We start from the raw sequence: 21386 nt of genomic DNA on the forward strand, positions 1-21386 counted from the left end.
GCGAGGGCCGGCGCCCCCGCACCCGTCCAGCCCCCGACCTCCGAGGACGCCCATGCTCACCCGTGCCGACCTGCGCGGTCGTGTCCCCTCCCCCGTCGAGCTGCGTGCGACCCTGCCGCGCGCCGAGGTGGACGTGGACGCGGTGCTGCATCAGGTGCGGCCGGTGGTCGAGGCGGTCAGGGAGCGTGGCGTCGCGGCGGCGCTGGAGTTCGCCGAACGGTTCGACCGCGTGCGCCCGTCCTCGGTGCGGGTGCCGGTCGAGGAGCTGACCAGGGCGCTGGAGGAGCTGGCCCCCGCCGTGCGCGAGGCGCTGGAGGAGTGCGTCGCCCGCGCCCGCCGCGTGCACGCCGACCAGCGCCGGGTCGACGTGACCACGCAGGTGGTGCCCGGCGGCACCGTCACCGAGCGGTGGACCCCCGTGGCCAGGGTCGGCCTCTACGCCCCCGGCGGCCTGGCCGTCTACCCGTCCAGTGTCGTGATGAACGTGGTGCCGGCGCAGGAGGCCGGCGTCGAGTCGCTCGTGGTCTGCTCGCCGCCCCAGGCCGAGCACGGCGGGCGGCCGCACCCCACGATCCTGGCCGCGTGCGCCCTGCTCGGCGTGACCGAGGTCTGGGCCGTCGGCGGAGCCCAGGCGGTGGCGCTGCTGGCCTACGGCGGCGTCGACACCGACGGCGCCGAGCTGGCCCCGGTGGACATGGTCACCGGGCCGGGCAACATCTACGTGACCGGTGCCAAGCGCCTGCTGCGCGGGCTGGTCGGCATCGACTCCGAGGCCGGCCCGACCGAGATCGCGATCCTCGCCGACGACACCGCCGACCCGGCGCACGTGGCGGCGGACCTGATCAGCCAGGCCGAGCACGACACCCTGGCGGCGAGCGTGCTGGTGACCACCTCGGAGGCGCTGGCCGACGCGGTGGACGCCGAGCTGGAGCGCCAGGTGGCCGCGACCAAGCACGCGGAGCGGGTCCGCGCCGCGCTGACCGGCCCGCAGTCCGGCTGCGTTCTGGTGTCCACTGTGGACGACGGAGTGCGGGTGGTCGACGCCTACGCCGCCGAGCACCTGGAGATCCAGACCAGGGACGCCCGCGCGGTGGCCGGCCGGGTCCGCGCCGCCGGCGCCATCTTCGTCGGCCCCTACGCCCCGGTCTCCCTCGGCGACTACTGCGCCGGCTCCAACCACGTGCTGCCCACCGGGGGCTGCGCGCGCCACTCCTCCGGCCTGTCCGTGCAGACCTTCCTGCGCGGCATCCACGTCGTGGAGTACACGGCCGAGGCGCTGGCCGAGGTCGCGCCGAAGGTGGTCGCGCTGGCCGAGGCCGAGGACCTGCCCGCGCACGGCCAGGCCGTGACCGCCCGGTTCGCCGCGAGGGGTGGGGCGTGACCGTGACCGACGCCCACACCGGCCCGACCACCGGGTCGGGCGCCGCCCCGGCCGCCGGCCGGGTCCGGATGGAGGACCTGCCGCTGCGCGCCGACCTGCGGGGCCGCACCCCCTACGGCGCGCCCCAGCTCGACGTACCGGTCCGGCTGAACACCAACGAGAACCCCTACCCGCCGCCGCCCGAGCTGGTCGCCGACGTCGCGCGCGCGGTGGAGAAGGCGGCGCGGACGCTGCACCGCTACCCGGACCGGGACGCGCTGGCCCTGCGCGGGGACCTGGCCGCCTACCTGTCGGGGGCGACCGGCGTGCCGCTGACCGCCGCGAACCTGTGGGCGGCCAACGGGTCCAACGAGATCCTCCAGCAGATCCTCCAGGCCTTCGGCGGGCCGGGCCGCACCGCGTTGGGCTTCGAGCCGTCGTACTCGATGCACCCGATCATCGCGGCCGGCACGCGCACCGAGTGGGTGCCGGCCCCGCGCAGGGCCGACTTCTCGCTCGACGTCGCGCGCGCCGCCGAGCTCCTCGTCGAGCACCGGCCGGACGTGACGTTCGTGACCAGCCCGAACAACCCCACCGGCCAGTCGCTCCCGCTGGAGGACCTGCGCCGGCTCGTGGAGTCCGCGCCCGGCTTGGTGGTGGTGGACGAGGCCTACGCCGAGTTCTCCAGCCAACCCAGCGCGGTGGCGCTGCTGGACGAGCTGGGCCACAAGCTGATCGTCAGCCGGACGATGAGCAAGGCGTTCGCCTTCGCCGGCGGCCGGCTCGGCTACCTCGCGGCCGCCCCGGCGGTCGTCGACGCGTTGCAGCTTGTGCGCCTGCCCTACCACCTGTCGGCGCTGACCCAGGCGGCCGCGCGGGCCGCGCTGCGCCACGCCGAGCGGACGCTGGCCTCGGTCCACCGGCTCAGCGCGGAGCGGGACCGCGTCGCGGAGGCGTTGTCGGGCACGGGTTTCTCGGTCGTGCCCAGCGACGCGAACTTCGTCCTCGTCGGGCGGTTCGCCGACGCCGACGCCGCGTGGCGGGCCTACCTGGACCGGGGCGTGCTGGTCAGGGACGTGGGCATCCCCGGGCACCTGCGGGTCACCGTGGGCACGCCCGAGGAGAACGAGGCCTTCCTGGCCGCCAGCAAGGAAGTCGCCGCGGAGCACCTGCTCCGCGCGGAGGAACCCAGCACGGGCACGGAGGTCAGCCGGTGAGCCGCACGGGTCGGGTGGAACGGTCCACGAAGGAGTCCGCGGTCCTGGTCGAGCTGGACCTCGACGGCGTCGGCAAGGTGGACGTCAGCACCGGCGTCCCCTTCTACGACCACATGCTCACCGCGTTCGGCGTGCACGGCGCGTTCGACCTGACGGTCCGCGCCACCGGCGACATCCCGGTGGACGCCCACCACACGGTGGAGGACGTGGCGATCGTGCTGGGCCAGGCGCTGCGGCAGGCCCTGGGCGACGCGTCGGGCATCCGCCGCTTCGGCGACGCGTGGATCCCCATGGACGAGACGCTGGCGCACGCCGCGGTCGACGTGTCGGGGCGGCCGTACTGCGTGCACGTGGGCGAGCCGGAGTCGGTGGCGGGTTTCGTCATCGGCAACAACTACCCGGCGGTGCTCAACCGGCACGTCTTCGAGTCGCTGGCCTTCCACGCGAAGCTCGCCCTGCACGTGCGGGTGCTGCACGGCAGGGACCCGCACCACATCACGGAGGCCCAGTTCAAGGCGATCGCCAGGGCGCTGCGCGCCGCGGTCGAGCCGGACCCGCGGTTCGGCGGTGTCGTCCCCTCCACCAAGGGGTTGCTGGACGGGAGTTGAGCCGTCCCGCGACGGCGGAAGGGGATTCTGGGTGGCCAAGGACTGGATCTGGATCGGGCTGTTGGCGTTGGCCGGCTTCCTCGTCGGCGGCGCCTACGTGATGTGGAAGTCGATGAAGGTCTTCGCCGGCCTGCTGGCGGTCGCGGCCGTGCTGGCCGGGGTCGGCGCGGTGCTGTGGATGATGTGACGCCGCCTCACCGCGTCCTGGTCAGGTAGGCCGCCGGGACGCGTGGGGTGAGCCACACGCCGTTGGCGCTCACCCGGAACTCGTGCCCGGCGGCCGTCATCGCGGCGGCGTCGACCCGGAGCACCACCGGCTCGCCGCGTCGCCGGCCCACGCGGGTCGCGGTGGTGCGGTCGGCGGACAGGTGCACGTCGTGCCGGCGCACGGGGCGCGGCCCCTCGCGCAGGATGGCCGGCAGGAACCGCTCCACCGTGCCGTGGAACGGCGTCGGCGGCGGGGTGGCGACGGGGAGCCCGAGGTCGACCGGGACCGTGTGGCCCTGGTTGGCCCGGATGCGGCGTCCCGTCTCGTCAAAGGCGAAGCGGTGTTTGTCGTTGGCCGCGACCAGCTCGGCGAGCTGGTCGCGGCTCAGGCGCGTCCGTGTCGGGCCAACGCCGACAGCAGGTCGTCCACCGCGACCCAGCCGGCGGGGTCCAGGGTCAACCCGAGGCTCTCCGGCCGGTGCCGCAGGACCTGGGACAGTTGTTTCGAGACGCGGACGAGGTGGTCCTTCTCCATGTCTCCCAGCGCAGCACGATGATTCCGGCCAAGCCAACGGTTTGTCGTGACGGGATCGTCGTCGACGGCCGAGTGGGAACCAGCGTGTCGCGCGGAGCGCGTCCGTCGGTGCCGCGGTGGGCGGACAGTGGGTGGGCCGTGCGCGTGGTCAGATCCCGCCCTCGACGGCAGGCTTCAGTTTCGGCGCGCCCGGCCCGTACTCCGACAGCTCGTCGTCGGGGTTCTGGAGGGCGCAGGACTTCAACGACAGGCAGCCGCAGCCGATGCAGGATGTCAGGCGGCCGCGCAGCCGGTGCAGGGCGTCGATGCGGGCGTCCAGCTCCTCCTGCCACTGCCGGGACAGCCGCGCCCAGTCGGCCTTGGTGGGTGTGCGGCCGTCGGGGAGCGCGCTCAACGCCGCCCGGATGTCCTCCAGGGACAGGCCGACCCGTTGCGCCGCCCGGATGAACGCCAGTCGCCGCAGGACGGCGCGGGGGTAACGTCGCTGGTTGCCGCCCGTCCGCTCGGCCCGAATCAGGCCCTTCTCCTCGTAGAAGCGCAGGGCGGTGTGCGGCACGCCGCTGCGGGCGGCGACGTCGCCGATCGTGAGCAGGTCAGGCAGCTTCCCCATGGGTTCGCAGCCTACGACTTGACCTCTAGTTAGGTCGAGGTTGCACGCTGTGGCGGTGATCGCGAGAACGAGGCGCCCCGAGGCCGCCGAGGCCGAGGGTGCCGGCCACGAGGTCCCGCCGTCGCTGACGCGTCGGATGACCGGCGTCACACGGCACGGCGTCGCGGCCGCTTCCGTTCTCGCGCACTTCCCGTCCTGACCGCCCATCACCACCACGGACCGCACGCCGTCGGCAACCGCCAAGGGGAATAACCAGTCCCGCTCCGACACACCCCAACACCGGTTGCCGGCGGCGTGCCCTTGTCACCTCGGGCGCGCCAGGACACTCAGATCGCAGGCGGACGAAATCGCCGCCGGCGGACACCGCCCGGCGGACACTGCCCGACGGACACTGCCCGACGGAGGCGCGCGGCGCTTCCTCGATCCACTTCGGCGCGCGCTAGCCTGGTCAGGTGGCCCGTGTCGTCGTACTGGACTATGGATCCGGCAACCTCCGCTCCGCCGAGCGCGCGCTGCGCCGTGTCGGCGCGGACGTCGAGGTGACGGCGGACCATCGCGCGGCGCTCGCCGCCGACGGCCTGGTGGTGCCCGGTGTGGGCGCGTTCGCCGCCTGCATGACCGGGCTGCGCGCGGTGCGCGGCGAGCGGATCATCGGCGAACGCCTCGCCGGCGGCCGGCCGGTGCTCGGCATCTGCGTCGGCATGCAGATCCTGTTCGAGCGGGGCGTGGAGCACGACATCGAGGCCGAGGGCTGCGGCGAGTGGCCGGGCACGGTCGAGCGCCTGCGCGCCGACGTGCTGCCCCACATGGGTTGGAACACCGTCCGCGCGCCCGCCGGGTCGACGTTGTTCGCCGGCCTCGACGCGGACACCCGCTTCTACTTCGTCCACTCCTACGCCGCGCGGCGGTGGGAGCTGGAGACCAACCCGCCGTTCAGCCCGCCGCTGGTGACCTGGGCGCGCCACGGCGAGGACTTCGTCGCCGCCGTGGAGAACGGCCCGCTGTCGGCCACCCAGTTCCACCCGGAGAAGTCCGGGGACGCCGGCGCGCACCTGCTCGGCAACTGGATCAAGTCCCTGGGCTGAGCCCCGGCCGGCGCCACGCGTGGCGGTTCACCGGACAGGGTTCACTGGACAGAGTTCACCGGACAGGATTCACCGGACAGGGGGGAGGCGGCGTGACGTGGGCGGACCCTGGCGGCCTCCCAGCCGGTGGACCGCCTAGGGTGGTGCCGTGACGTTCACGCTGCTCCCCGCGGTCGACGTGGCCGACGGCAAGGCCGTTCGCCTGGTGCAGGGCGAGGCCGGGACCGAGACCTCCTACGGCGACCCGGTGGCGGCCGCCCTCGCCTGGCAGGAGGGCGGCGCCGAGTGGATCCATCTGGTCGACCTGGACGCGGCCTTCGGCCGCGGGTCCAACCGCGACCTGCTGGCCGACGTGGTCGGCCGGCTCGACGTGCGGGTCGAGCTGTCCGGTGGCATCCGCGACGACGAGTCGCTCAGGGCGGCGCTGGCCACCGGCTGCGCCAGGGTGAACCTGGGCACGGCGGCGCTGGAGGACCCCGCGTGGTGCGCGCGGGCGATCGCCGAGCACGGCGAGCGCGTGGCGGTGGGCCTGGACGTGCGGATCACCGCCGAGGGGCACCGCCTGGCGGCCAGGGGCTGGACCTCGGACGGCGGCGACCTGTGGGAGGTGCTGGAGCGCCTGGACCGCGACGGGTGCGCCCGCTACGTCGTCACCGACGTGAGCAAGGACGGCACGCTGCGCGGCCCGAACGTGGAGCTGCTGCGGGAGGTCTGCGCGCGCACCGACGCCCCGGTGGTCGCCTCCGGTGGTGTGTCCAGTGTGGACGATCTGAGGGCGCTGGCCGAGCTGGCTCCGCTGGGCGTGGAGGGCGCGATCGTGGGCAAGGCCCTGTACGCGGGCGCCTTCACGCTGCCGGAGGCCCTGGCGGCCGTGCGCGCGCTCTGACCCCTGGTCCACTGTGGACGCCCGGTCGGGTGGACCGGCCGGCGTTCCCCGATCCTGTCGATGATCGTCAACCCGTCGTGCGCGGACCCCGCGCACGACGGGTTCTCGTGTCTCCGGCCGTGTGTCGCCGTCCTGGCGCGGACGCCCACCAGGAACGCGCGGAACTCGGTGAGGCGTCTTCTGGCCCCGGCTGAGGGTGATCGCGGGATCTCGCCCAGGGATCGACTTCGGCGGCTCGCGACCCGAGGGGCCGAGTGGATCACCGAGCCTCGCGCGCGACTCCAGGCCTGTAGTAGGGGGACCCCCCTTTTTCAACGTCTCACGGGGGTCTGACAGTTCGGCGTGTTCCGGTGTCGCTCTGCCGGGTGGAGTGGGGGTGGACCACTGGAGCGGGTGATCGGGTCCCGCGCCGGCGGGTCCGGCCACTGTGGATCTTCGGTGGCGCAGGTCCCGGCGGTTGCCCGCCGCGCGGGGGCGGGCCGGGAGGGGGCGACACCCGTCGGGGCGCGACAACGAGGCCGTAGGCTGGGGGTATGGCGGTCGCCGTACGTGTCATCCCCTGCCTCGACGTCGACCAGGGGCGGGTGGTCAAGGGCGTCAACTTCACGAACCTGGTCGACGCGGGAGATCCCGTGGAGCTGGCGCGCGCCTACGACGCGGAGGGCGCCGACGAGCTGACCTTCCTCGACGTGACCGCGTCGTCCTCGGACAGGGAGACGACCTTCGACGTGGTGCGCCGCACCGCCGAGCAGGTGTTCATCCCGCTCACCGTGGGCGGCGGGGTGCGCAGCACCGACGACGTGGACCGCCTGCTGCGGGCCGGCGCGGACAAGGTGAGCCTCAACACGGCCGCCATCGCCCGGCCGGAGCTGCTGCGGGAGGCGTCGCAGCGGTTCGGCGCCCAGTGCGTCGTGCTGTCGGTCGACGCGCGCCGGGTGCCGGAGGGTGAGCGGCCGACGCCGTCGGGGTTCGAGGTCACCACGCACGGCGGCCGGCGCGGCACCGGCATCGACGCGGTCGAGTGGGCGGCGCGCGGCCAGGAGCTGGGCGTGGGCGAGATCCTGCTCAACTCCATGGACGCCGACGGCACCAAGGCCGGCTTCGACCTGGAGATGCTGCGCAGGGTCAGGGCGGTCGTGGACGTGCCGTTGATCGCCAGCGGCGGCGCGGGCGCGCTGGAGCACTTCGCGCCGGCTGTCGAGGTCGGCGCGGACGCGGTGCTCGCGGCCAGCGTGTTCCACTTCGGACAGCTCAGGATCGGCGAGGTCAAGGACTCCCTGCGGGCGGCCGGGGTGGAGGTTCGGTGAGCCGGCTGTCCGGCTCCCCGCTGGAACTGCGGGTGGCCGGGGCGCTGCTGGCCGCCGCGGGTCTGGTGTTCCTCGCGCTGGGCGTGGGGCGGTGGGCCGCCGAGGGCGGGGCGGACGTCGTCGCCCTGCCCGCCGTGCTGGCCGCGCTCGGCGTCGGCGCGGGTGTGGCCGTGCTGACCGGGCGCCGCGCCGCCCGGATCGTCGGGATGGTGGTCGCCACCGTCGCGAGCGTGCTGCACCTGCTGCTGGCGCTCGGCGGCGGGGCGTGGTGGGCCCGCCTGCTGTCCGGTGTGCTCGCGGCGTCCCAGGTGTACGTGTTCGTGTTGCTCAACACCCGTCCCGCGCGGGACGGGGCGGACCACGAGGAGATGGGGGCCCGGTGAGCGGTCCTGGTCTGGACCCGGCGATCGCCGGTCGGCTCAAGCGCACGGCCGACGGTCTGGTGTGCGCGGTGGCGCAGCAGCGCGGCACCGGCGAGGTCCTGATGGTGGCCTGGATGGACGACGAGGCGTTGCGGCGCACGTTGACGACGCGCCGCGCCACGTACTACTCGCGGTCCCGCCAGAGTTACTGGGTGAAGGGGGAGACCTCCGGCCACACCCAGTACGTGCACGAGGTGCGCCTGGACTGTGACGGCGACACGCTGCTGCTGGTCGTCGACCAGGTCGGCGCGGCCTGTCACACGGGGACGCGGACGTGTTTCGACACCGACGTCCTGCTGTCCGCCGAGTCGGGGACCGAGGCGGAGAAATCGGCACTGACCAGCGATGACGCCGCTGGCGGCACCCCCGTTTTGGATTCCTGAACCGGCTCGTGTAGTGTTCTCCATGTCAACGCGGGGTGGAGCAGCTCGGTAGCTCGCTGGGCTCATAACCCAGAGGTCGCAGGTTCGAATCCTGTCCCCGCTACTACACGAGAGGGCCGCCGGATCATCGATCCGGCGGCCCTCTCGGTGTGCGCCCTCCCCGGCCTCACCCGTCGGACGGCCCGGCGCCGGCGGTCCCGATGTCGCCGGTGAGGTAGCGCTGGAGGTTCGGGGCCATCGCGGCGACCACCGTCTCGATGTCGGCGGACGCGAGCGGTTCCAGCCTCAGCACGTAGCGGGCCATGCCCAGTCCGACGATCTGGCTGCCGCACAGCGTGGCCCGCAGCTCGCCCCGGTCCATGCCCAGTTCGGCGATCACGCGGGCGAAGACCTTGCGGACGAACACCTCCCGCAACGCCGTGGCGGCCATCTCGGTGCCGGCGACGCTGCGGACCAACGCCGTGAACTGACCGCCGCCGGTGTTGTCCCACACCGTGAGGAAGGTGCGGACCATGCGTTCCCCGACCGACTCCGCCGGGCCGGCCAGCAGGCGCTGGATGATCTCGCTGGGGCGGATCGGCAGTCGGATGACCGAGGCCGTGAACAGCCCCTCCTTGCCGCCGAACCAGTGGTTGACCATGGCGGGGTCCACGCCGGCCCTGCGGGCGATCGCCCGCACGGTCGCGCCGTCGAACCCCTGCTCGATGAACTCGGCCCTGGCGGCGTCGAGCAGGGCGGCGCGCGTGTCCTCCCCGGCCGGGCGGCGTCCCCGTCGGCGGGGACGCGCCCCGTCCGTCGTCGCGCCAGCCGCTCCGTCAGGCGCCCTGTCGGCTGGTCCGCCCGCGGTCGCGTCGGTCGCCCCGACGTGGTTGTGCCCCGCCGCGCCCGCGCCCGCGCCCCCGCCGCGGCCGCGGTCGGTCGCTGGCTCCCGTACCCCGGGCTGCCCCGCCTCGTCGTGTCCGTCCACCGCGTCGTTCCGCGCGTCGCCCGTCCAGGGGACGTCGCCGTGCTCAGCGCCTCCAACCACGTTGTCATCATCTCCGGTGAACGCGCGGCTTCCGTGGGAGCAGGGGCTGGCGGCGCGGCGCGCTCCTGCCCGCCAGGTGTGGGCGTTCGCCCTTTTCAACAGGGAATGAAAAGGTAGGTCGTCGAATCGGGCGCGGTCAACGCCGGCCGCCAGCCCGAGCCTCCCCGTCGGGTCCCGTGGGTTCCCCGTCCGTTCCAGTTCGTGGGAAGCGGGCTCCCAACCCGGGGCCTGCCGCCGACGGGTGACCCTGGGTCGGCAGAATGGCCCGCATGCTCAGCGCCAATGGCAGTGGCGTGCGCGCCGCCCTGGGGGTCGGTCCGGTCTCGCCCAGCCGCGAGGAGTTCCGCGCGCTGGCCGCGGACCGCAGGGTGATCCCGGTCGTGCGGCGGCTGCTGGCCGACGGGGAGACCCCGGTGGGGGTCTACCGCAAGCTGGCCGCCGACCGTCCGGGCACCTTCCTGTTCGAGTCGGCGGAGAACGGCCGTTCCTGGTCCCGCTGGTCCTTCGTGGGCGCGCGCAGCGCGGCGGCGCTCACCGTCGTCGACGGCGAGGCGACCTGGGTGGGCAACCCGCCGGTCGGGCTGCCCACGGGCGGCGACCCGCTCCAGGCCCTGCGCGCCACGGTCGAGGCGCTGCGCACCGACCCGCTGCCCGGGCTGCCACCGCTGACCGGCGGCATGGTCGGCTACGTCGGGTACGACGCGGTGCGGCGGCTGGAGCGGCTGCCCGAGCTGGCCGAGGACGACCTCGGGCTGCCCGAGACGGTCATGCTGCTGGCCACCGACCTGGCCGCGCTCGACCACCACGAGGGCACCATCACCCTCATCGCCAACGCGGTGAACTGGGACGACACCGACGAGCGGGTGGACGCCGCCTACGACGACGCCGTGGCCCGCCTCGACGCCATGACCAGGGCGCTGTGCACGCCGGCCCCGCCGAGCGCGGTCGCCTTCACCGCGACGCCGCCCCGGTTCACCCGGCGGCGGAGCGCCGAGGACTACCAGGCCGCGGTGGAGCGCGCCAAGGAGGCGATCCGCGCCGGCGAGGCCTTCCAGATCGTGGTCTCGCAGCGGTTCGACCTGCCCACCACCGCCGACGCCCTCGACGTCTACCGGGTCCTGCGCACCACCAACCCCAGCCCGTACATGTACCTGCTCCGGCTGGACGGCTTCGACATCGTCGGGTCCAGCCCCGAGGCCCTGGTGACCGTGCGCGACGGCAGGGCCACCACGCACCCGATCGCGGGTACGCGGTGGCGGTCGGACAACCCCGACGAGGACCTCCTGCTGGAGAAGGACCTGCTGCACGACGAGAAGGAGCGGGCCGAGCACCTCATGCTCGTCGACCTGGCCCGCAACGACCTCGGCCGGGTCTGCCGGCCGGGCTCGGTGCGCGTCGCCGACTTCTTCCGCGTCGAGCGGTACAGCCACGTCATGCACATCGTGTCGACGGTGACCGGCGAGCTGGCCGAGGGCCACACCGCGTTCGACGCGATCACGGCCTGCTTCCCCGCCGGGACCCTCTCCGGCGCGCCCAAGCCGAGGGCGATGGAGCTGATCGAGGAGCTGGAGCCGACCCGGCGCGGCCTGTACGGCGGCGTGGTCGGCTACCTGGACTTCGCGGGCGACGCGGACACCGCCATCGCCATCCGGACGGCCGTCGTGCGCGCCGGCGTGGCCCACGTGCAGGCGGGAGCCGGCGTGGTCGCCGACTCCAACCCGGTCGCCGAGGACACCGAGTGCCTGAACAAGGCACGGGCCGTGCTCAACGCGGTCGCGACGGCGGAGACGTTCCGGCTGGCCGCGACCGTGCCGTTGCTGCCGGTTGACGGCGTCGACGGCGGCGTCGACGGCGACGGCACTGGCGGGGCCGACGTCAACGGGGGTGGCCAGCGGGCGCACGCTCCGTCGAACGGGTCGAACGGCGCGGCGGTCGTGGTGCCGGAGGCCGACCGGGGTGTCTGAGTCCGTCCCCTCCGGCCCCCGGAGGGCGAGGCCGGTCCTCGGGGTGCTGCTCGCCGCCACGGGCGCGCTGCTCCTGTGGCTCACCGTGGCCATGGTGTTCGGCGTGTTCGGTCCGCTGGCACCCCAGGAGGACTTCGGCTGGTTCGAGTACCGTCCGCTGGACGTCGCGGTCGTGGCCGAGGCGGGGCGGGGCGACGGCTGGGTCCCGCTGGCCTGCGCGCTGCTCGGGGTCCTCCTGATGGTCGCGGGCGTGCTCCAGGCCGTGCCCTGGCTGCCGTTGCCCGAGCGGTTCCTCGGCTGGCCGGCCAGGCTGGTGGGCGCGCTGCTCGTGGTGTTCGGCCTCGCGGTGTGGTGCGAGCAGCTCTGGCCCGCGCTGACGGCCCCACCCGGCCTCCAGGTGCTGTCGCAGGGGCGGTTCGTCGAGGCGGAGGTCCTCCACACGTGGGGGCAGTTCTTCGGTCTGTTCGTCACCGTGGGGGCCGCGGCACACCTCGTCGTGGGGGCGACGTTCATGCTTCGGGGTGGCCCAGGAGCGGGACACCACGGTGAGGAGACGGAATCCGATGGTCGACGGGACCGGGAAGACGGCGGGCACGACGCCTGAGGGGCGCGGTGCGGCGCGACGTCCGATGTGGGTCGTCGTGCTGCTGCTGGTGCTCGCTGCCGGCGCGCTGTGGGGCTCCTCGCGGCTGGCCTGGACGGCCCTCGTCGAGGAGCGGCCGGGGGGCGCCGTCACCGTCGCCCTGCGGGAGGGCGATGAGCACAGCCCCGCTCTGGTGCCGCTGGCGCTGCTGGCGTTGGCCGGGATCGCCGCCGTGGTGGCGACGGGCGGGTGGGTGCGTCGGGTGCTCGGCGCGCTGCTGGCGGTGATCGCCGCCTCTGTGCTCTGGCTGACGGTGTTCCAGGCTGGGTTCCAGGCTGGGTTCCAGGCGGATGAGGGGCACGGGAGCGCCGCCCGCCTCAGCCCGCAACAGGCGGAGAAGGTCCGTTCCGCCGAGGCGCAGCGGCCGTGGGCGCTGGCGTTGGCCGGCGTGGGCGCCGGCGCGGTCGTGGTCGCCGGGGTCGTGCTCGTGCTGCGCGGACACCGCATGCCGCGGATGGGGGAGAAGTACCGGGCGCCCTCGGCTGGCGCGCCGCCGATGGACCCGCAGCGCCGGATGTGGGACGCGCTCGACGCCGGGGAGGACCCCACGAACGGACCCCGCGACCAGGCCGACTGAGCGTCGGGCGGCTCGGGGTTCGGCCCCGGGACCGACGCCGGCCGGCCCGCGGGCCTCTCCGGAGGCGACCCTGGCGATGATCATGCTCGTCCCTGTCCGCGGCCCCGGCGGGGGCGCGACCGACCGGACGCCGGGCGCGACCTGGGTGATCTTGTTTCTCGCGGTCTTCCCGGTTCCGCCTCCACCGGGGGCGCCGATCGGGTAAGGGTGTTCGGAGCAGGGGCCCCGCGTGCCGCCGGGAGGGGGAAGGGCCTTGCTACGCAGGGCGGATTCGGCTACCCGGTGCCCGGACCGGGGGATGACCGGGGTTAGCATCCAGAGGCGACCCGGCGGCGGGGAAGGGGAGTGTCGTGAGCGAGCGCGACCAGCGAACATCGGGCCTGGGTGCGGCCGGCCCGCTGAGCCCAGGACGGAGGCGCCCCGCCGCGGCCGGGAGCGGGTGTTCGGCGGGGTTCGGGGCGACCGTCCCGGGCGCGACCGCCATGGCCGAGGGGGAGGCCGCGTGAGCGAGCGGGCCACGCAGCACGACAGCGTGCTGGACGCGATCATCGACGGGGTGCGGGCCGATCTCGCCGAGCGGGAGGCCCTCGTCCCGTTCGAGACGATCAAGGAGAGGGCGGCGCGGGCCGAGCCGGCCAGGGACGCCGTCGCCGCGCTGCTGGCCCCGGGCGTCGGCGTCATCGCCGAGGTGAAGCGGGCCAGCCCGTCCAAGGGGTCGCTGGCCGCCATCGGCGACCCGGCCGCGCTGGCCAGGGACTACGAGGCCGCGGGCGCGCGGATGATCAGCGTGCTGACCGAGCGCCGGCGCTTCGGCGGCTCGCTGGCCGACCTGGACGCGGTGCGGGCCGTGGTGGACGTCCCCGTGCTGCGCAAGGACTTCGTCGTGACCCCGTACCAGGTGCACGAGGCGCGGGCGCACGGCGCCGACGTGGTGCTGCTGATCGTGGCGGCGCTGGAGCAGAACGCGCTGGTGTCGCTGCTGGACCGGGTCGAGTCGCTCGGGATGACGGCGCTGGTCGAGGTGCACACCGAGGAGGAGGCCGACCGGGCGCTGGAGGCGGGGGCGAAGGTGATCGGCATCAACGCCCGCAACCTCCGGACGCTGGAGGTCGACCGGGACGTGTTCGGCCGGATCGCCCCCGGCCTGCCCAGCGAGATCCTCAAGATCGCCGAGTCCGGTGTGCGCGGGCCCAGCGACCTGATGGCCTACGCCGGGGCCGGCGCGGACGCCGTGCTGGTCGGCGAGGGCCTGGTGACCAGTGAGGACCCGAGGACGGCTGTCACCCAACTGGTGACGGCGGGGTCCCATCCGGCCTGCCCGCGCCCCGGCCGCTAGGCCGGGCGGCGGGCGTCGCGAGTCAACGAAGTCAGGAGATGCCGATGAGTAGCGCCCTGCACCCGACCCCGCACGACCCGGACGAGCGCGGGCACTGGGGGCCCTGGGGCGGGCGGTTCATGCCGGAGGCGTTGATCGCGGCGCTGGACGAGCTGGCGGCGGAGTACGAGAAGGCGCGGCTCGACCCGGCGTTCGTCGGGGAGTTCCAGCGGCTGCTCCGCGACTACGCCGGCCGGCCGTCGCTGCTGACCGAGGCGCCGCGCTTCGCCGAGCACGCGGGCGGGGCGCGGGTGTTCCTCAAGCGCGAGGACCTCAACCACACCGGCTCACACAAGATCAACAACGTGCTGGGCCAGGCGTTGCTGACCAGGCGGATGGGCAAGAAGCGGGTCATCGCCGAGACCGGCGCGGGCCAGCACGGCGTCGCCACCGCGACCGCGTGCGCCCTGATGGGCCTGGAGTGCGTCGTCTACATGGGCGAGGTCGACACCCGGCGCCAGGCCCTGAACGTGGCCAGGATGCGGCTGCTCGGCGCCGAGGTGGTCCCGGTGACGACCGGTTCGCGGACGCTGAAGGACGCCATCAACGAGGCGCTGCGCGACTGGGTGACCAACGTGGACACCACCCACTACCTGCTCGGCACCGCGGCGGGCGCGCACCCGTTCCCGCTCATCGTGCGGGACTTCCACCGCGTGATCGGTGTGGAGGCCAGGGCGCAGATGCTGGAGCAGGTCGGCCGGCTGCCCGACGCGGTGGTGGCCTGCGTGGGCGGCGGGTCCAACGCGATCGGCATCTTCCACGGCTTCCTCGACGACCCGCGGGTGCGGCTGGTCGGCTGCGAGCCGGGCGGCGAGGGCGTGGACTCCGGCCGGCACGGCGCGACCCTCACGGCCGGCAGCCCCGGCGTGCTGCACGGCGCCCGGTCCTACCTGCTCCAGGACGAGGACGGCCAGACCACCGAGGCCCACTCGATCTCCGCCGGCCTGGACTACCCGGGTGTCGGCCCCGAGCACTCGTGGCTGAAGGACCAGGGCCGCGCCGAGTACCGGCCGGTCACCGACGCCGAGGCGATGGAGGCGTTCCGGCTGCTGTCCCGCACCGAGGGCATCATCCCGGCGATCGAGTCCTCGCACGCCCTGGCCGGCGCGCTGAAGCTGGGCAGGGAGCTGGGCGGGGACGCCGTGCTGCTGGTGAACCTGTCCGGCAGGGGCGACAAGGACGTCGACACGGCGGCCACCTGGTTCGGGCTGACCGGCTCGGAGACCGCCGCCGGGAGCAACGAGCGGGGAGAGGCCTGATGTCGCGGCTGGACCAGCTCTTCGAGGCCACCAGGGCCGAGGCCCGCGCCGCCCTGGTCGGCTACCTGCCGGCCGGGTTCCCCACCGTCGAGCGCTCGCGCCGCACCCTGGCCGCGATGCTCGACGCCGGCTGCGACCTGGTCGAGGTCGGCGTGCCCTACTCGGACCCGGTGATGGACGGGCCGACCATCCAGGCCGCCGCCGACGAGGCCCTGCGCAACGGCTTCCGGCTGCGTGACCTGTTCTCCGTGGTCGAGTCGGTCGCCTCCGCCGGGGGCCACGCGGTCGTGATGACCTACTGGAACCCGGTGCACCGGTACGGCGTGGACGCCTTCGCCCGCGACCTGGCCTCGGCCGGCGGGCTCGGGCTGATCACCCCGGACCTGATCCCGGAGGAGGCGGGGAACTGGCTGGCCGCCAGCGCCGAGCACGGCCTGGACCGGATCTTCCTGATCGCGCCGTCCTCGACCGAGGAGCGGATCGCCAGCACGGCGGCCGCCAGCAGCGGCTTCCTGTACGCGGCGTCGACGATGGGCGTCACCGGGGCCAGGGACGCGGTCAGCAACGCCGCTCCCGCCCTGGTCGGCCGCGCCCGCGCGCACACCGACCTGCCGATCGGCGTCGGGCTGGGTGTGCGGTCGGGTGCGCAGGCGGCCGAGGTCGCGGCGTTCGCGGACGCGGTCATCGTCGGCTCGGCGTTCGTCGCGAAGGCGGCGGAGGGCGACGCGGCCGTGCGTGGCCTGGCCGCCGAGCTGGCCGAGGGCGTGCGGGACCAGGTCCCCACGTCCGGGTGAGACCGGGCGGTTCGCCGTGGGCGTCGCGTCGCTGGGACTCCGGAGCGACTGAGAAGCGCCCTTGTCCATTGGTTCCCCCGGCGGGGTCGCGCGTGCCGCGACCCCGCCGGGGACGCTGTTCTGGGTGACCCTCGGCCTCTCGTGGGCAGGTCAGTAACGATTTGCGACGGCGGACGAGTCCGCCGTGCGGGGGCGCGCGCCGCGGTCGCTACGGTGGGGCCGTGAGCTTGACGGCCTTCCTCGCCACCATCCCGAGCCCCGACCGCGGCGTCTGGTTCCTCGGCCCGATCCCGATCAGGGCGTACGCCCTGTGCATCATCGCCGGCATCGTCGTGGCGATCTGGTGGGGGGAGAAGCGGTTCGCGGCCAGGGGCGGCGAGCCGGGCACCATCACCGACATCGCCGTGTTCGCGGTGCCGTTCGGCCTGGTCGGCGGGCGGCTCTACCACGTGGCCACGGACTGGCACAAGTACTTCGGGGACGGCAAGAACCCGCTGGACGCGCTGAAGATCTGGCAGGGCGGGCTGGGCATCTGGGGCGCGGTCGCGCTCGGCGCGGTGGGCGCGTGGATCGCCTGCCGCCGGCGCGGCGTGCCCCTGACCGTGGTGGCCGACGCGATCGCGCCCGGCCTGGTGACCGCCCAGGCGGTCGGCCGGCTCGGCAACTACTTCAACCAGGAGCTCTTCGGCGGCCCGACGAGCCTGCCGTGGGGCCTGGAGATCTACCACCGCGTTGACCAGGCGACCGGGCTGGACGACCCGCTCGGCGGCGTCGCCCTCAACCACACGCCGGAGAAGGTCGTCCACCCGACGTTCCTGTACGAGCTGCTGTGGAACCTGGGCGTGGCCCTGCTGCTGGTCTGGGCCGATCGCCGGTTCCGCATGGGCAGGGGCCGGGTGTTCGCCCTCTACGTCGCCGCGTACACGGCTGGCCGGTTCTGGATCGAGCTGATGCGCACCGACGAGGCCAGGATGGTGCTCGGCCAGCGGATCAACGTGATCACCTCGATCGTGGTCTTCCTCGCCGCCGTCGCCTACCTGCTGCTCGTGCGGGGGTCGAGGGAGGACCTGTCGGCCGTCCGCGCGGACGCGGCGGGTGGCGACACCCCCGCGCAGGGGGACGGAGTGGACGAGGGCGCCGCCAGCTCGGCCACGCTGTCCGGCTCCGGCTCCGGCTCCGGCTCCGGCTCCGGCTCCGGCTCCGGCTCCAGCTCCGGCTCTGGCTCTGGCTCTGGCTCCGAGCCTGGCACCGGCGCCGCCGGCGGAGCCGACCGGCCGGAGGAAGCCACGCCCACCATGGCGGCGCCCACCGAGCCGACGGCGAGCGGCGCGCCGCGGTCCGCCGAGCGCGCGGACACGCTGTCCGAGCACGGCGGCGACCAGAAGCCCGGATCGGGGGCCGGTGGCCCGACGACCTGAGCGGGCAGGGGGCTTTCTCAGGATGGCGGTCCGGGAGCCGGAGGGCGGATGTCGCATGCGTTCCGTGCCGGTTCCCGGACCGCTGTCGCGGACGATCGACGAGGCCGACCAGGGCCCTGAGCGTGGACGACCGACCAGGACCAGGTCGGATCGCTTCGGCTGTCGCACACGAGTGTCATCGGGGCCTGTTCGGATATCGCGGACGATGCGTGCCGGGCAAAGCTCGACGATTGCATACGATCGACGACCATGCGCATCCTCGTCGTCGAAGATGACGACCGGGTGGCCAGGGGCCTGGTGACCGCGTTGCGGCACGCCGGCTACGACGTGCGCCGGGTCGCCACCGGCGCGGCCGCTCTGCGGGCCGCTCCGGCCGACGTCGTGTTGCTCGACCTCGGGCTGCCGGACGTCGACGGGCTGGACGTGCTGCGCCGCCTGCGCCGCAGCGAGAGCACGGCGGTGATCGCGGTGACCGCGCGCGGCGAGGAGCGCGAGCGCGTCACCGGGTTGCGCAGCGGCGCGGACGACTACGTGGTCAAGCCGTTCGGCACGGCCGAGTTGTTGGCCAGGATCGAGGCCGTGCTGCGCAGGACGCGGGCGGCACGGGCCACCGCCCCCGACCACCCCGTGCTGCGGGTCGGCGAGCTGGAGCTGGACACCGGGGCACGCACGGCCGCCGTCTCCGGCCAGCCGCTGTCCCTGACCCGCAAGGAGTTCGACCTGCTGGCGCTGCTCGCTGCCCGCGCGGGCAGCGTCGTCCTCCGGGACCACATCGTCGACCAGGTCTGGCACGCCACGTGGGAGGCGCCCTCGCGCACGCTCGACACCCACGTCGCCGCGCTGCGCGGGAAACTCGGCGGCCGGCTGCGGATCGAGACCGTGCGGGGCGTCGGCTATCGACTGGTCGCAGTGGACGGTTAGATGCTGCGCCGCCTGCTGCTCGTGCTGCTGCCGCTGCTGGTCCTGCTGGCCGGTGCACTTGGCGTGCCGCTCGCGATCGCGGTGGCGCAGCGGGAGACGCAGTCGACGTACCTGGACCGGCTCGCGGACGCCGGTCGGTTCGCGTCGCTGGCCGAGAACGCCCTCGCCTCCGGCAGGACCGCCGCGCTGCGGGACGAGCTGGCGCGGTACGACGAGCTGTACGGCATCCCGGCCGCGCTGGTCGCGCCCGGCGGCCGCGTGCTGCTGTCCTCACGGGACCGCATTGATCTGTCCACATCGGACGTCGTGGCCGGGCTGGACGCGGCCTTCGCCGGGTACCGGCCGGACGCGCCGCGCGTGCGCTGGCCGTGGCGGGACGACCCGCTCGCGGTGGTCGAGCCGGTCGGCAGGGACAGCGAGGTGGTCGCCGCCGTCGTCACCGTCTCGCCCACCGACGGGCTGCGCGGCCAGGTGTGGCGGGAGTGGGGCCTGCTGGCGCTGGTCGGGTTGGTCCCGGTGCTGGCCATGGTGGCGGCGGCCTGGCCGGTGTCGTGGTGGGTGCTGCGCCCGGTGCGGCGGCTGGACGAGGCCACGGCCGAGGTCGCCGGCGGCCGGCTGGACGCGCGCGCCGACGTGCACGGCCCGCCCGAGCTGCGCCGGCTCGCCCGCTCGTTCAACACGATGGTCGAGGTGGTGGGCCGCGCGCTGCGCCGGCAGCGGGCGTTCGTGTCCGACGCCTCCCACCAGCTCCGCAACCCGTTGGCGAGCCTGCGCCTGGCCGTGGACAACCTGGAGCCGCACCTGACCGGCGAGGCGGCCCGCGAGGCGCACCGGCTCGCGGTGGAGGAGACCGCCGAGATGGGGCGCGTGCTCGACGCCCTGCTGGCCGCGACCCGGCTGGACAGCGCGGCGGCGGCCGAGCCGGTCGAGCTGGACGTCCTCGTCGCCACGCACGAGCCGGGGTGGCGGGCGCAGGCGGAGCGGGCCGGCATGGCGCTCGTGACGGACGTGCCGGCCGGGCTGACGGCCCTCGCGCCGCCCGGCGGGCTCGGCAGCGTGCTCGACGAGCTGGTCGGCAACGCCGTGCGCCTGTCCGGCGGCAGCCGCGTCGAGGTGCGGGCCGACGTCCGCGACGACGGGGTGGACCTGCGGGTCGTGGACGACGGCGCCGGGCTGGACGAGGAGGAGCGGGCGGCGGCGACCCGCCGGTTCTGGCGCTCGCCTCGGCACCAGAACGTGCCGGGCACCGGTCTCGGCCTGGCCATCGTCGCCGATCTCGTGGTCGCCGCCGGCGGGGAGCTGGACGTGCGCCCGGCGTCGCCGCGTGGGCTGGAGGTCGTCGTGCGGCTCCGGCGCTGACCGCCCGGCTCGCGTCAGCGCTTGGCCGAGCGGAACCAGGCCGCCGCTCCGGCGTGCAGGGGCACCGGCCCGGTCGCGATGCCCGTGCGCACGTTGATCCGGCGCGCCTCCGGGTGGCCGCCGGCGATGCGGGCCGCGTCGGTGAAGACGGTCGCGGTGACCACCTCGACGACCGGTGCGGGCAGGTCGTCCCGCGCCAGCAACAGGTTGGGCACCGCGACCGTGGGGCACGGCGGGACGTCGGGGTAGGTCGTGGCCGGGATCGTCGCCGGGACGTACGGGCCGGGGTGGGCGTTGGCCAGGGCCACCGCCTCGCCGGCCAGCGGGACGAGTCGGATCGGCGCGCGCTCGGCGAGCCGGCTGATCGCCGGCGTCGGGATGCCGGTGAGGGTGAGGAACGCGTCGATGGTCCCCTCGGCCAGCGCGCCCGCCGCGTCGGCCTGGCTGAGCAGCAGCTCCTCGAACCGCACCCCGGTCAGCGGCAGCAGGCGCCGCACGGTGAACGCGGTGCCCGACCGGTCCAGGCCCATCGCCACCCGTCGGCCGGCCAGGTCGCCCCACGCCCGCACCGGGGAGCCGGCCGGCACCACGAGGTGCAGGAAGCTGTCGTAGAGCCGGGCGACGGCGCCGAGGCCGGGCGGGCAGCGGCCGGGCTCGGTCATCACCGCGTCGAGCGACGCCAGCCCGAGCTGGGCCTCGCCACCGGCCAACCGGGCCAGGTTCTCCACCGAGGCGCTGCTCGGCCGGGCGAGCACCCTGGTCCCCGGCAGGTGGTCGGCCAGCGCCGCCGCCAGCGCCGCGCCGATCTCCCGGAACACCGCGCCCTCCGGGCCGGTGGTCAGCACCAGCTCCTCGGGCGCGGTGCGCGTCGGCGAGGAGCAGGCGGCGAGCGCCGAAAGCGCTGTGAGCGCCGTGAGCGCGGGGAGCGCCGCCGCGCCGAGCAGCAGGCTCCGGCGCGTGACCCGCCTTCCGTCCACCCGGCGGAGGCTAGTCCGGCGGCGGGCGCTTGCGCTGTTCGGGTGGCTGGGGTCCCCCTCGCGGAACGTCCGGGCGCACCATGCGTCGTCAGGGATGAAGGACGATCGGCCGCTCGGTCCCGGACGGGTGGTCGGCGTCAGCCGGACCGGGGAAGGGACGTTGGGACGTGTTCCGCGAGGGAGATCGTTGCCGCCTCGTCGTGGACCTGCCGCTCACCGAGGACTGCTGGCTGCCGGCGGGTCTGGAGGGCACCGTGCAGCGCACCGAGCGGGTGATCGTTTTCGGCCCGCCCCCGCCGGTCGCGGACGCGGACGGGCAGTCGCTGCGCCGCGCGTACTCGCCCCGTCTGCGGGTCGACGTCCAGTGCCGGGTGCGCCTGGACACCGGCGGGTTCGTGACCGCGTGGGCCCACGACCAGCTTGAGCGGCTCTGAGCGGACCACCTCGCCGGC

General features: G+C 74.6%; 22 protein-coding genes, 1 tRNA gene and 2 pseudogenes. 21 read left to right on the forward strand and 4 right to left on the reverse strand.

The features are described from left to right. Positions 1-52: 52 nt before the first annotated feature. The 4 genes from hisD (at position 53) to LX15_RS03455 (ending at position 3372) form a co-directional block, all read left to right on the forward strand. Positions 53-1381: a histidinol dehydrogenase gene (gene hisD, locus LX15_RS03440; RefSeq protein WP_253667959.1), complete on the forward strand. Its 1329-nt coding sequence runs from the start codon at positions 53-55 to the stop codon at positions 1379-1381. 68 nt (positions 1382-1449) lie between these two features. Continuing rightward, complete coding sequence (locus LX15_RS03445) at positions 1450-2577, forward strand: histidinol-phosphate transaminase (protein ID WP_253668018.1); 1128 nt, start codon at positions 1450-1452, stop codon at positions 2575-2577. Then, the gene (gene hisB, locus LX15_RS03450; protein WP_253667960.1) at positions 2574-3185 is read left to right on the forward strand and encodes an imidazoleglycerol-phosphate dehydratase HisB; all 612 of its coding nucleotides are present in this window, start codon (positions 2574-2576) and stop codon (positions 3183-3185) included. The genes LX15_RS03445 and hisB overlap by 4 nt, the downstream gene beginning before the upstream one ends. Before the next feature lie 31 nt (positions 3186-3216). Further along, positions 3217-3372 carry a CG2302 family histidine operon protein gene (locus tag LX15_RS03455; RefSeq protein WP_253667961.1) on the forward strand — a complete coding sequence of 52 codons (156 nt, stop codon included), beginning with the start codon at positions 3217-3219 and terminating at the stop codon, positions 3370-3372. Between the two features lie 7 nt (positions 3373-3379). On the opposite strand, the pseudogene LX15_RS03460 reads toward LX15_RS03455, so the two are convergent. Next, positions 3380-3927 (reverse strand): annotated as a pseudogene (locus LX15_RS03460) (RNA 2'-phosphotransferase). 148 nt (positions 3928-4075) lie between these two features. Beyond that, a complete protein-coding gene (soxR, locus tag LX15_RS03465) occupies positions 4076-4537 on the reverse strand; it encodes a redox-sensitive transcriptional activator SoxR (RefSeq protein WP_253667962.1) in 462 nt (153 codons plus the stop codon). Between the two features lie 55 nt (positions 4538-4592). On the opposite strand from soxR, the gene LX15_RS03470 reads away from it, so the two are divergent. The 7 genes from LX15_RS03470 to LX15_RS03500 all read left to right on the forward strand — a co-directional run bounded on the left by LX15_RS03470 (position 4593) and on the right by LX15_RS03500 (position 8723). Continuing rightward, entirely contained in the window at positions 4593-4736 is a 144-nt protein-coding gene (locus LX15_RS03470; protein WP_253667963.1) for a hypothetical protein, read from the forward strand. A gap of 253 nt (positions 4737-4989) precedes the next feature. Further along, on the forward strand, positions 4990-5622 hold the full coding sequence (hisH, locus tag LX15_RS03475) for an imidazole glycerol phosphate synthase subunit HisH (RefSeq protein WP_253667964.1): 633 nt from the start codon (positions 4990-4992) through the stop codon (positions 5620-5622). 148 nt (positions 5623-5770) lie between these two features. After that, a complete protein-coding gene (priA, locus tag LX15_RS03480; protein ID WP_253667965.1) occupies positions 5771-6508 on the forward strand; it encodes a bifunctional 1-(5-phosphoribosyl)-5-((5-phosphoribosylamino)methylideneamino)imidazole-4-carboxamide isomerase/phosphoribosylanthranilate isomerase PriA in 738 nt (245 codons plus the stop codon). Positions 6509-7041: 533 nt separating this feature from the next. Continuing rightward, positions 7042-7815 (forward strand): imidazole glycerol phosphate synthase subunit HisF, encoded by a 774-nt coding sequence (gene hisF / locus LX15_RS03485; RefSeq protein ID WP_253667966.1) that lies wholly within the window; start codon positions 7042-7044, stop codon positions 7813-7815. Beyond that, positions 7812-8198, forward strand: a complete 387-nt coding sequence (locus LX15_RS03490; protein ID WP_253667967.1) for a hypothetical protein — start codon at positions 7812-7814, stop codon at positions 8196-8198. The genes hisF and LX15_RS03490 overlap by 4 nt, the downstream gene beginning before the upstream one ends. Further along, a complete protein-coding gene (hisI, locus tag LX15_RS03495) occupies positions 8195-8620 on the forward strand; it encodes a phosphoribosyl-AMP cyclohydrolase (protein ID WP_253667968.1) in 426 nt (141 codons plus the stop codon). The genes LX15_RS03490 and hisI overlap by 4 nt, the downstream gene beginning before the upstream one ends. Before the next feature lie 29 nt (positions 8621-8649). Beyond that, positions 8650-8723, forward strand: a tRNA-Met gene (locus tag LX15_RS03500). Between the two features lie 63 nt (positions 8724-8786). Here LX15_RS03500 and LX15_RS03505 read toward each other — a convergent pair. Further along, positions 8787-9398: pseudogene (locus tag LX15_RS03505) on the reverse strand (TetR/AcrR family transcriptional regulator); the annotation flags it as partial. Positions 9399-9916: 518 nt separating this feature from the next. Between LX15_RS03505 and LX15_RS03510 the strand changes: the two are divergent. From LX15_RS03510 to LX15_RS03550, 9 genes are all read left to right on the forward strand, one after another. After that, entirely contained in the window at positions 9917-11611 is a 1695-nt protein-coding gene (locus tag LX15_RS03510; protein WP_253667969.1) for an anthranilate synthase component I, read from the forward strand. Continuing rightward, entirely contained in the window at positions 11604-12215 is a 612-nt protein-coding gene (locus tag LX15_RS03515; protein ID WP_253667970.1) for a hypothetical protein, read from the forward strand. Before LX15_RS03510 ends, LX15_RS03515 begins: the two co-directional genes overlap by 8 nt. Next, positions 12175-12831 (forward strand): Trp biosynthesis-associated membrane protein, encoded by a 657-nt coding sequence (locus LX15_RS03520; protein WP_253667971.1) that lies wholly within the window; start codon positions 12175-12177, stop codon positions 12829-12831. Before LX15_RS03515 ends, LX15_RS03520 begins: the two co-directional genes overlap by 41 nt. A gap of 502 nt (positions 12832-13333) precedes the next feature. After that, a complete protein-coding gene (gene trpC, locus LX15_RS03525; protein ID WP_253667972.1) occupies positions 13334-14167 on the forward strand; it encodes an indole-3-glycerol phosphate synthase TrpC in 834 nt (277 codons plus the stop codon). A gap of 44 nt (positions 14168-14211) precedes the next feature. Continuing rightward, positions 14212-15465 carry a tryptophan synthase subunit beta gene (trpB, locus tag LX15_RS03530; RefSeq protein WP_253667973.1) on the forward strand — a complete coding sequence of 418 codons (1254 nt, stop codon included), beginning with the start codon at positions 14212-14214 and terminating at the stop codon, positions 15463-15465. After that, positions 15465-16259 carry a tryptophan synthase subunit alpha gene (gene trpA, locus LX15_RS03535; protein ID WP_253667974.1) on the forward strand — a complete coding sequence of 265 codons (795 nt, stop codon included), beginning with the start codon at positions 15465-15467 and terminating at the stop codon, positions 16257-16259. The genes trpB and trpA overlap by 1 nt, the downstream gene beginning before the upstream one ends. Positions 16260-16486: 227 nt before the next feature. After that, positions 16487-17677, forward strand: coding sequence for a prolipoprotein diacylglyceryl transferase (gene lgt / locus LX15_RS03540; RefSeq protein WP_253668019.1), 1191 nt, complete (start codon positions 16487-16489; stop codon positions 17675-17677). Between the two features lie 249 nt (positions 17678-17926). Then, entirely contained in the window at positions 17927-18598 is a 672-nt protein-coding gene (locus LX15_RS03545) for a response regulator transcription factor (protein ID WP_253667975.1), read from the forward strand. Further along, complete coding sequence (locus tag LX15_RS03550) at positions 18599-19957, forward strand: sensor histidine kinase (protein ID WP_253667976.1); 1359 nt, start codon at positions 18599-18601, stop codon at positions 19955-19957. 14 nt (positions 19958-19971) lie between these two features. Here the strand turns inward: LX15_RS03550 and LX15_RS03555 are convergent, their stop codons facing one another. Next, entirely contained in the window at positions 19972-20934 is a 963-nt protein-coding gene (locus tag LX15_RS03555; RefSeq protein ID WP_253667977.1) for a TAXI family TRAP transporter solute-binding subunit, read from the reverse strand. A 167-nt stretch (positions 20935-21101) separates the two neighbouring features. Between LX15_RS03555 and LX15_RS03560 the strand changes: the two genes are divergently transcribed. After that, positions 21102-21368 carry a ferredoxin reductase domain-containing protein gene (locus tag LX15_RS03560; protein ID WP_253667978.1) on the forward strand — a complete coding sequence of 89 codons (267 nt, stop codon included), beginning with the start codon at positions 21102-21104 and terminating at the stop codon, positions 21366-21368. The last annotated feature ends 18 nt before the right edge of the window (positions 21369-21386 follow it).

This window comes from Streptoalloteichus tenebrarius (genome assembly GCF_024171885.1).
GTDB lineage: Bacteria > Actinomycetota > Actinomycetes > Mycobacteriales > Pseudonocardiaceae > Streptoalloteichus > Streptoalloteichus tenebrarius.